Below are 7,869 nucleotides of genomic sequence, written 5' to 3'. Positions count from 1 at the left end.
CTACTCCCCTACTCCCCTACTCCCCTCTAACCAATCTTGTTCGGGATCCTGGCCTCTATCCTGCTGAAGGCGAAGACCAGAATGCCGGTTATCGTCATGTAGATCAGCGCCAGCAGCAGCAAGGGCTCGTAGGTGAGGTAGGTGTCCTGCCGTACTTTGGACGAAACGGCGAAGATGTCGATGACGCTGATCGTCGCCACCAGCGGCGTCGACTTCAATTGCAGCACGGTCTCGCCGGTCAGCGTCGGCAGCGCCCGGTAGATGGCTTGCGGCAGCCAGATCCGCCGGAACGCCTTCCAGCGGCTCATGCCGAAGGCGCGGGCGGCTTCGAGTTGCCCCTTGGGCACGCCGGCGAAGGCGCCGCGCATCACCTCGCCCTCATAACCGGCGAACGACAGGGTCAGCGCCAGCACGCCATAGGGCCAGGCTTGCCGCAGATATGGCCACATCCAGGATTCGCGGATCCACGGATATTGCGGGAACAGCGAACCCAGGCCGTAATAGAGCAGCCAGAGCTGGATCAGCAGCGGCGTGCCCCGGATCACCGTGCAGAACACCTTGGCGGGTGCGGCGAACCAGAACGAGCCGGCAGCCTGCGCCAGGCCAAGCGGGACGGCCAGCAGGAAGCCCAGCACGCAGGTGACGGCCAGGATCCACAGCGAGCGCCAGAGGCCGATCAAGCCCATTTCATAATATTGCGGCAGCCAGTCCCAGCGCATGAAAAAGGCGGCCGACAGAACAAGGCCCAGTGCGATCAGGATCAGCACGATGCGGTGCGGCTGCAGCCACAGCGACGTTCGCGCGACGACGTCGATGATGGTCGCCTCGTTGGCCATCAGCGCGCCTCCTTGAGCGAAGGCATGCCGCGCCGCGACCAGGTCTCGACCCGGCCGATAACGAGGTTGGAAAACAGCGACAAAAGCAGATAGAGCACGCCCGCCGCGAAAAAGAAGGTGAAATAGGCCTTGGTGACGCCCGCTGCCTGCCGCGTTGCCAGCGCCAGCTCGTAGAAGCCGACAACAGCCAATAGCGCGGTGTCCTTGGTGGCGATCAGCCAGAGATTGGCGAGGCCCGGAATAGCGAAGGGCAGCATTGACGGCAAGGTGATGCGCCGCAACATCAGGCCCGGAGACATTCCATAGGCGCGGGCGGCTTCGATCTGGCCCTGCGGAATGGCCAGGATCGCGCCGCGTATCACCTCTGTCGAATAGGCGCCCTGGACGAAGCCGAGCACGGCGATGCCGGCGGCAAGGCCGCTCACGTCGACGCGCTGATAACCCATGGCCGTCAGCGCCTGATTGATCAGGTCGGTGCCGGCGTAATAGAGCAGCAGGATCAGCACCAGTTCGGGCACGGCGCGCACGATGGTGGTGTAAACCGCCAGGAGATCGCGCACCACCGGCCCGCCATAAAGCTTGCCATAGGCGCCGCCGGTGCCGATCAGAAGGCCGAGGCACGTGGCGCCCAGCGCGATCTCGATCGAATGCAGCAGCCCAACCAGAAGCGCCCCGCCCCAGCCTGGCGGGTAGGGCGAGAGAAGCTCGGTGATGCCGGCCGCGGAGGCCGAAAGAAGTGCGTCGATCAGCGTCGCCCCCGAAGTGCTGACTAACCGCCGACGGCTGCGTCGGCGGCAAACATGCCTGGGAAAGATCGAGCAGGTGGGGCATGGCGCGACGCCACACCCCACAGCTCATACGAGGATCGTCAGTTCGACTGCGCGCCGCCGCCGCCGTAAATGTCGAAATCGAAGTATTTCTTCGAGATCTCGTCATATTTGCCGTTGGCGCGGATCGCCTTGATGCCGGCGTTGATTTTGCCCTTCAGGTCGGTGTCTTCCTTGCGCACGCCGGCGCCGACGCCCGGTCCGAGCACTTCGTCATCGGGAGCGACCATGCCCTTCAGGTCGCAGCAGGCTTTGCCCTGGTCGGATTTGAGGAATTCGCCAAGCGCGATGGAATCGGCCTGCACCGCGTCGAGACGGCCGGCGGCCAGATCGTTGTTGGCCTCGTCCTGGGTCTGGTATTCCTTGATCTCGGAGGCTGTGCTGCCAAAGTGCTTCTTGGCATAGACAGCGTGCACCGTCGACACTTGCACGCCGACGATCTTGCCCTTGAGGTCGTCCGGAGCGGAGCCGAATTTCTGGTCCTTCGGGCCGATGATCGCGGTCGGCGTGTTATAGTACTTGTCCGAGAAATCGATCGTCTTCGCGCGTTCGGCGGTGATCGACATCGAGGAGACGATGAGGTCGATCTTCTTGGTCGTCAGAGCCGGGATGATGCCGTCCCAGGCAACCGGGGTGATGACGCAATCGAGCTTCTCCTCGGCGCAGACGGCGTCGATGAAGTCGATCTCCCAGCCGATCCATTTGCCCGAAGCATCGGGCGAGGTGAAGGGCGGATAAGGCTCGGCGGCGACGCCGATCTTGACCGGATCGGCCTTGGCCACGCCCATGGCGGCGACGCCGAGCAGCAGCGCTGCGGCAAATGTCTTCAGAACGGTCTTCATTTCATGACTCCCAGTTTGTTGTTGGTTCCCGGTTTTCTTCCGTCCCGGCTTGCCTAGCCGATGTTGCGGATGAACTGCTTCAGCCTTTCGGATTTCGGTGCGCCGAAGATCTGCTCCGGCGGCCCTTCTTCCTCGACCAGCCCGTTGTAGAGGTAGACGACATGGGTCGCGACCTCGCGGGCGAACTTCATCTCGTGGGTGACCAGCACCATGGTGCGGCCTTCGCGCGCCAGGTCGCCGATCACCTTCAGCACCTCGCCGACCAGTTCGGGATCGAGCGCGGAGGTGGGCTCGTCGAACAGCATGACGCGCGGATTGATGGCCAGCGCCCGGGCGATCGCGGCGCGCTGCTGCTGGCCGCCCGACAGATAGGCCGGATAGACGTCGCGCTTTTCAGCCAGACCGACACGGGCGAGCAGCCTCTCGGCCTCGCCGATCGCCACATCGCGCTTGACGCCAAGCACATGCACCGGAACCTCGATGACGTTTTCGATCAGCGTCATGTGGCTCCACAGGTTGAAGTTTTGGAACACCATGCCGAGCTTGGAGCGGATGCGCTCGATCTGCTTGCGGTCGGCCGGAATGGTGTGGCCGTGGCTGTCGGCCTTGAGCTTGATCTCCTCGCCATTGACGCGAATGATGCCGCTGGTCGGGTTTTCCAGGCAGTTGATGCAGCGCAGCAGGGTCGATTTGCCGGAGCCCGAGCCGCCGATGATGGCGATGACCTCGCCGTCGCGCGCCGACAGCGAGACGCCCTTCAGCACATGCAGCTCACCGAACTTCTTGTGCAGGTTCTCGACATGGATGGCTTCGGCGGCGCCGTCCTGCGCCTTGCCGGATCGGACTGCGGCAGCTTCCACCACGCTCACCGGGTGACCTCTATCGGGTCGGCTGCGGTTCGTCGAACGTGTATCCGGCTAATTAACATATACGCTGTACTGCCCCGCTCCAGACTTCAGCATGGACCCAACGGCGAGAGCCCGTCAATCCTGCTTATTACGGCACTTGCGAGCTTGTTGTGCAAGTGTATAAATAGCCTTCCATGAAATTTTCTCGATTTTTTTCAGCGAAAAAGGACTTCGATGAGCGCTTTCGGATCACAGTCCATGGCGGCGCCGCTGCGCCGCGTGCTGATGCGGTCGGCGGCCAACGCCATGCGCAATGCCGACAGGGCTGCCTGGCACTATGGCCCCGGATTCAATCCGGCGAAAGCGGCATCGCAGCACGCGCTCCTTGCTGAACTGGTGGCGGCTTCCGGTGCCGAAATCGAATGGATCGAGGACACGGCGGATGGACTTTCGGACTCGGTGTTCACGCACGACCCGTCGCTGATGACCGATCGCGGCGCGCTGATTCTGTCCATGGGCAAGCCGTTGCGCGCCAGGGAGCCCTCGCTGCATGAGGAAACCTACCGAAGGCTGGGCATTCCAATCCTGGGCCGCGTCGAGGTTCCTGGCCAGGTCGAAGGCGGTGATTGCGTATGGCTCGATGCCCGTACGCTGGTGATCGGGCGCGGTGTCCGCTCCAACCAGGAAGGCATCCAGCAGGTTTCCAACCTGCTGACGCCGCTGGGCGTTTCCGTCTACGGCTTTGATCTTCCGCTGTGGCAAGGCGAAGAAGCGTGCCTGCATCTGATGTCGGTGATCAGCCCGCTGGCCGACGACCTCGCATTGGTCCATTCACCGCTTTTGCCGGCCCCATTCTATCAGATGCTGAAGGCGCGTAACATCCGGCTGGTCGAAGGCGACGCCGAAGAGTTCGCGGCTTCCAACGGCCTTAGCCTGAACGTGCTGCCGACCAGCCCACACAAGATCATTGCCGTCGCAGGCTTTCCAAAGACCAAAGCCGCGATGGAAGCCGCCGGCTGCACGGTCGAAATCTTCGAGGCGGATGCGCTCTGCATCGCCTGCGAGGGCGGGCCGACATGCCTGACGCGACCGATCCTGCGCCAATGAATATGCCATCCCGCCGCAGGTTCCGTCGCGAGGGCGAGGAGCGGCGGCGGCAGGATCTGATCGAGGCCACTCTGGACAGTGTGGCGGAACATGGCCTGCAGGGCGCCACCTTGCGCACCATCGCATTGCGTGCCGGCGTCACCGCCGGGCTGATCCGGCACTATTTTCCCGGCAAGGAAGAATTGCTGCAGGAAGCCTATGCAGCGCTGATGGGCCGCATGACCGAGCAGGCGAAAGCGGCTTTGGTCATGGAGAATGCCTCGCCTCGCCAGCGCCTTGCGGCTTTCGTCACCGCCAACCTCAATGCGCCGATTATCGACGCGCGGGTGTTTTCGCTCTGGGCAACCTTCATCGGCCGCGCCAGAGCGGATCCGACCTTGGCCCACGCCCACCGCGAAGGCTACCTTGGTTTTCGCAATGAGGTGGAAGCGGTTGTGGCCGAGGTGCTCGCCGCCGAACGGCGCAAATCGGACGCAAGCCAATTGCGCCACCATGCCATCGCGATTAATGCGATCATCGACGGACTCTGGATCGAAGGCTGCCTGGCCGGCGAGATGTTCTCGCCCGGCGAATTGGCGGCGATCGGCATCAAGGCCGTCGAGGCCGAACTAGGCCTCGCGCCGGAAGGGGAGGAAAACCAATGACGACACTCGGCGAAGCGCTCATTTCGCTGCTCGAAGCCCATGGCGTCGACACGGTCTTCGGGATTCCCGGCGTCCACACGGTAGAACTCTACCGCGGGCTAGCGCGCTCCAAGATCCGCCACGTCACACCGCGTCACGAACAGGGCGCCGGCTTCATGGCCGATGGCTACGCACGCGCCAGCGGCAGACCGGGCGTCGCCTTCGTCATCACCGGACCGGGGCTGACCAACACCATCACCGCCATGGGGCAGGCACGTGCCGATTCGGTGCCGATGCTGGTGATCTCAGGCGTCAACGCCACGCCGACGCTGGGCAAGGGGCTGGGCCATCTGCACGAATTGCCGGATCAGCGCGGCATGATGGAGAAGGTGGCGCTGTTTTCGCAGCGCGTTACCGAGGCTGGCGAATTGCCCGGCGCGCTGGCGCAGGCCTTCGCCCTGTTTTCATCGGCCCGGCCCGGCCCGGTGCATATCGAGATCCCGACCGACGTCATGGTCAAGCCGGCGGATGGCATCGCTGCCATGCTGAGCAATGTGACGCCGCCCGTGCCGGAAGGTGTCGCAATTGCCAACGCGGCCAAACTCATCAGTGCAGCGCGCCGCCCGCTGATCCTGGTCGGCGGCGGCGCCAAACGCGCCGAAGCGCCACTGCGGCGTCTGGCCGAACGGCTGGGGGCGCCGGTCGTCCAGACCACCAATGCGCGCGGCCTGCTGCATGGTCATCCGCTTTGCGTGCCGGCCAGTCCCAGCCTGAAGACAGTACGGGCGCTGATGGCCGACGCCGACCTGGTGATTGCCGCCGGCACCGAATTCGGCCCGACCGACTATGACGGCTACAGCGATGGCGGCTTCGTCCTGCCCGCCAACCTGATCCGCATCGATATCGGCGCGGACCAGCTTGCCCGCCGCCCGGCGACGGTTTCGATCCAGGCCGATTGCGCCGAGGCGCTCGAAGCACTGCTTCTGGAAACCCGCCATGTCCGGGCAAGCGAGGGCGGTTCGTCGCGCGCCGCTACTACACGCAAAGCAGCCTTTGCCGAGCTCAATCCGACACTGCAGGGGCAGATGCGCGCCGTCGAGATGATCCGCGACGCTTTGCCGGGCGCGCTCATCGTCGGCGATTCGACGCAGCCGATCTATGCGGCCAACCTCTATTACGACCATGATCGGCCAGGCGGTTGGTTCAATGCCGCCACCGGCTTCGGCGCGCTTGGCTACGGCCCGCCGGCCGCAATTGGCGCGGCCCTTGCGATACCCGATGCGCCGGTCGTCTGCCTCACGGGTGACGGCGGCTTCCAGTTCACGCTGCCGGAACTGGGCGCCGCGCTCGACGCGCGGGTACCGGTCATCTTCGTCGTCTGGAACAACAGAGGCTACCGCGAGATCGAAACCTCGATGCTCGATGTCGGCGTCGAGCCGGTTGGCGTATCGCCGGCGCCGCCGGATTTCTGCAAGCTGGCCGAGGCTTATGGCATCGGCGCCGAACGGCTTGCCGATATCGACGCTCTCGCGGACGCGCTGAAGCGCGCCCGGGCCACCGGACTGCCGCGCGTCATCGAAATCACAGTTGACTGAAGCGCGGGTTTCCCGTTTTGGCGGGCCACGGCTGAAGTGTCGGACGCATGCAAAGACGCGACAACTGCCATGTCGAGATGTCAATTGAGTGATGGCGCAAAAGGCGCGACGCTTCGCGTCGGCGGCACAGAAATGACCTAACGATAAAAAAATGACAGGAGCGTCCAAGATGACGGAAACACTTGAAGGCAAGCATATCGTCGTGACTGGTGGGACCGGTGCGCTCGGCGGTGCGGTTGTCGGCAAACTGCTGAGCGACGGCGCGATCTGCCATGTGCCCAATGCTCATGCCGCCGCCCCTACGCATTTCCCCTTAACCTCGCATGACCGTGTCCAGCTGGTGCACAACGTCGATCTCTCGGACCCCGCGAAGGTCGAAGCGTTCTATAGCCAGGTTCCGGGCCTTTGGGGCTCGATCCATCTGGCTGGCGGCTTCACCTCGGCGCCTGTTGAAAAGATCGAGTCGGCGTCCTTTGCCGAGATGATGGACACCAATGCGCGCACCGCCTTCCTGTGCTGCCGCGCCGCGATCCGCTCGATGCTGTCGTCGGACACGGCGGGCCGCATCGTCAACGTCACCGCGCGCGCCGGGCTCGATCCGCGGCGCGGCGCCGGCATGGTCGCTTACGCCGCCAGCAAGGCGGCGGTGGCAGCCATGACGGTGGCGATGGCCGAAGAGCTGAAGCACAAGGGCATCCTGGTCAATGCCGTGGCGCCGTCGACGCTAGATACGCCGGCAAACCGCGCCGATATGCCGGATGCCGATGTCACAAGATGGGTCAGCCTCGAAGCCGCCGCCGAGGCCATCGCCTATCTCGCCTCGCCGGCCAATCAGGCGATGAGCGGCACGCTGGTGCCGCTTTACGGCAGGGCGTAACTTTCCAACCTTTACCTAGGTCAAAAAAAAACCCCGCCGGATCGCTCCGGCGGGGTTTTGTTTTGGAGCCTGTGCGAAGGCTTCGCGGTGCGAAGACTTAGCTGCCCTGCTTCTTCAGCGCGGCACCCAGGATGTCGCCCAGCGAAGCGCCGGAGTCGGTCGAGCCGTACTGAGCGCCCGCTTCCTTCTCTTCGGCGATTTCCAGCGCCTTGATCGAGACCTGCAGCTTGCGGGTCTTCTTGTCGAAGGCGATGACGCGGGCATCGACCTTCTGGCCGACGGTGAAGCGCTCGGGGCGCTGCTCGTCGCGGTCA

Annotated in this window: 8 protein-coding genes and 1 pseudogene; 4 read left to right on the top strand and 5 right to left on the bottom strand. The window is 64.0% G+C overall.

Translation table 11 applies throughout. The annotated features are described in order from the left end of the window. Positions 1–26: 26 nt before the first annotated feature. The 4 genes from EN969_RS08455 to EN969_RS08440 all read right to left on the bottom strand — a co-directional run bounded on the left by EN969_RS08455 (position 27) and on the right by EN969_RS08440 (position 3,374). Positions 27–836, bottom strand: coding sequence for an ABC transporter permease (locus tag EN969_RS08455; RefSeq protein WP_013528191.1), 810 nt, complete (start codon positions 834–836; stop codon positions 27–29). Next, positions 836–1,549 (bottom strand): ABC transporter permease, encoded by a 714-nt coding sequence (locus tag EN969_RS08450; protein ID WP_196815384.1) that lies wholly within the window; start codon positions 1,547–1,549, stop codon positions 836–838. The genes EN969_RS08455 and EN969_RS08450 overlap by 1 nt, the downstream gene beginning before the upstream one ends. 155 nt (positions 1,550–1,704) lie before the next feature. Continuing rightward, a complete protein-coding gene (locus tag EN969_RS08445) occupies positions 1,705–2,505 on the bottom strand; it encodes a transporter substrate-binding domain-containing protein (protein ID WP_063169843.1) in 801 nt (266 codons plus the stop codon). A 53-nt stretch (positions 2,506–2,558) separates the two neighbouring features. Beyond that, positions 2,559–3,374, bottom strand: a complete 816-nt coding sequence (locus EN969_RS08440) for an ABC transporter ATP-binding protein (protein ID WP_063169844.1) — start codon at positions 3,372–3,374, stop codon at positions 2,559–2,561. A gap of 213 nt (positions 3,375–3,587) precedes the next feature. On the opposite strand from EN969_RS08440, the gene EN969_RS08435 reads away from it, so the two are divergent. The 4 genes from EN969_RS08435 to EN969_RS08420 all read left to right on the top strand — a co-directional run bounded on the left by EN969_RS08435 (position 3,588) and on the right by EN969_RS08420 (position 7,555). Further along, the gene (locus tag EN969_RS08435; RefSeq protein WP_024501898.1) at positions 3,588–4,460 is read left to right on the top strand and encodes a dimethylarginine dimethylaminohydrolase family protein; all 873 of its coding nucleotides are present in this window, start codon (positions 3,588–3,590) and stop codon (positions 4,458–4,460) included. Then, complete coding sequence (locus tag EN969_RS08430) at positions 4,457–5,104, top strand: TetR family transcriptional regulator C-terminal domain-containing protein (protein ID WP_032809890.1); 648 nt, start codon at positions 4,457–4,459, stop codon at positions 5,102–5,104. Before EN969_RS08435 ends, EN969_RS08430 begins: the two co-directional genes overlap by 4 nt. Continuing rightward, complete coding sequence (locus tag EN969_RS08425; protein ID WP_063169845.1) at positions 5,101–6,678, top strand: 5-guanidino-2-oxopentanoate decarboxylase; 1,578 nt, start codon at positions 5,101–5,103, stop codon at positions 6,676–6,678. The genes EN969_RS08430 and EN969_RS08425 overlap by 4 nt, the downstream gene beginning before the upstream one ends. Positions 6,679–6,847: 169 nt before the next feature. After that, positions 6,848–7,555 carry an SDR family NAD(P)-dependent oxidoreductase gene (locus tag EN969_RS08420; protein WP_063169846.1) on the top strand — a complete coding sequence of 236 codons (708 nt, stop codon included), beginning with the start codon at positions 6,848–6,850 and terminating at the stop codon, positions 7,553–7,555. 97 nt (positions 7,556–7,652) lie between these two features. Here EN969_RS08420 and EN969_RS08415 read toward each other — a convergent pair. Next, positions 7,653–7,869 (bottom strand): annotated as a pseudogene (locus tag EN969_RS08415) (S1 RNA-binding domain-containing protein); the annotation flags it as partial.

The organism is Mesorhizobium sp. M7A.F.Ca.CA.003.01.2.1 (genome assembly GCF_003998945.1).
Taxonomy (GTDB): Bacteria; Pseudomonadota; Alphaproteobacteria; order Rhizobiales; family Rhizobiaceae; genus Mesorhizobium; species Mesorhizobium ciceri.
Note: the sequence above shows the minus strand (reverse complement) of the source record. Positions and strands in the feature narration are given on the sequence as shown.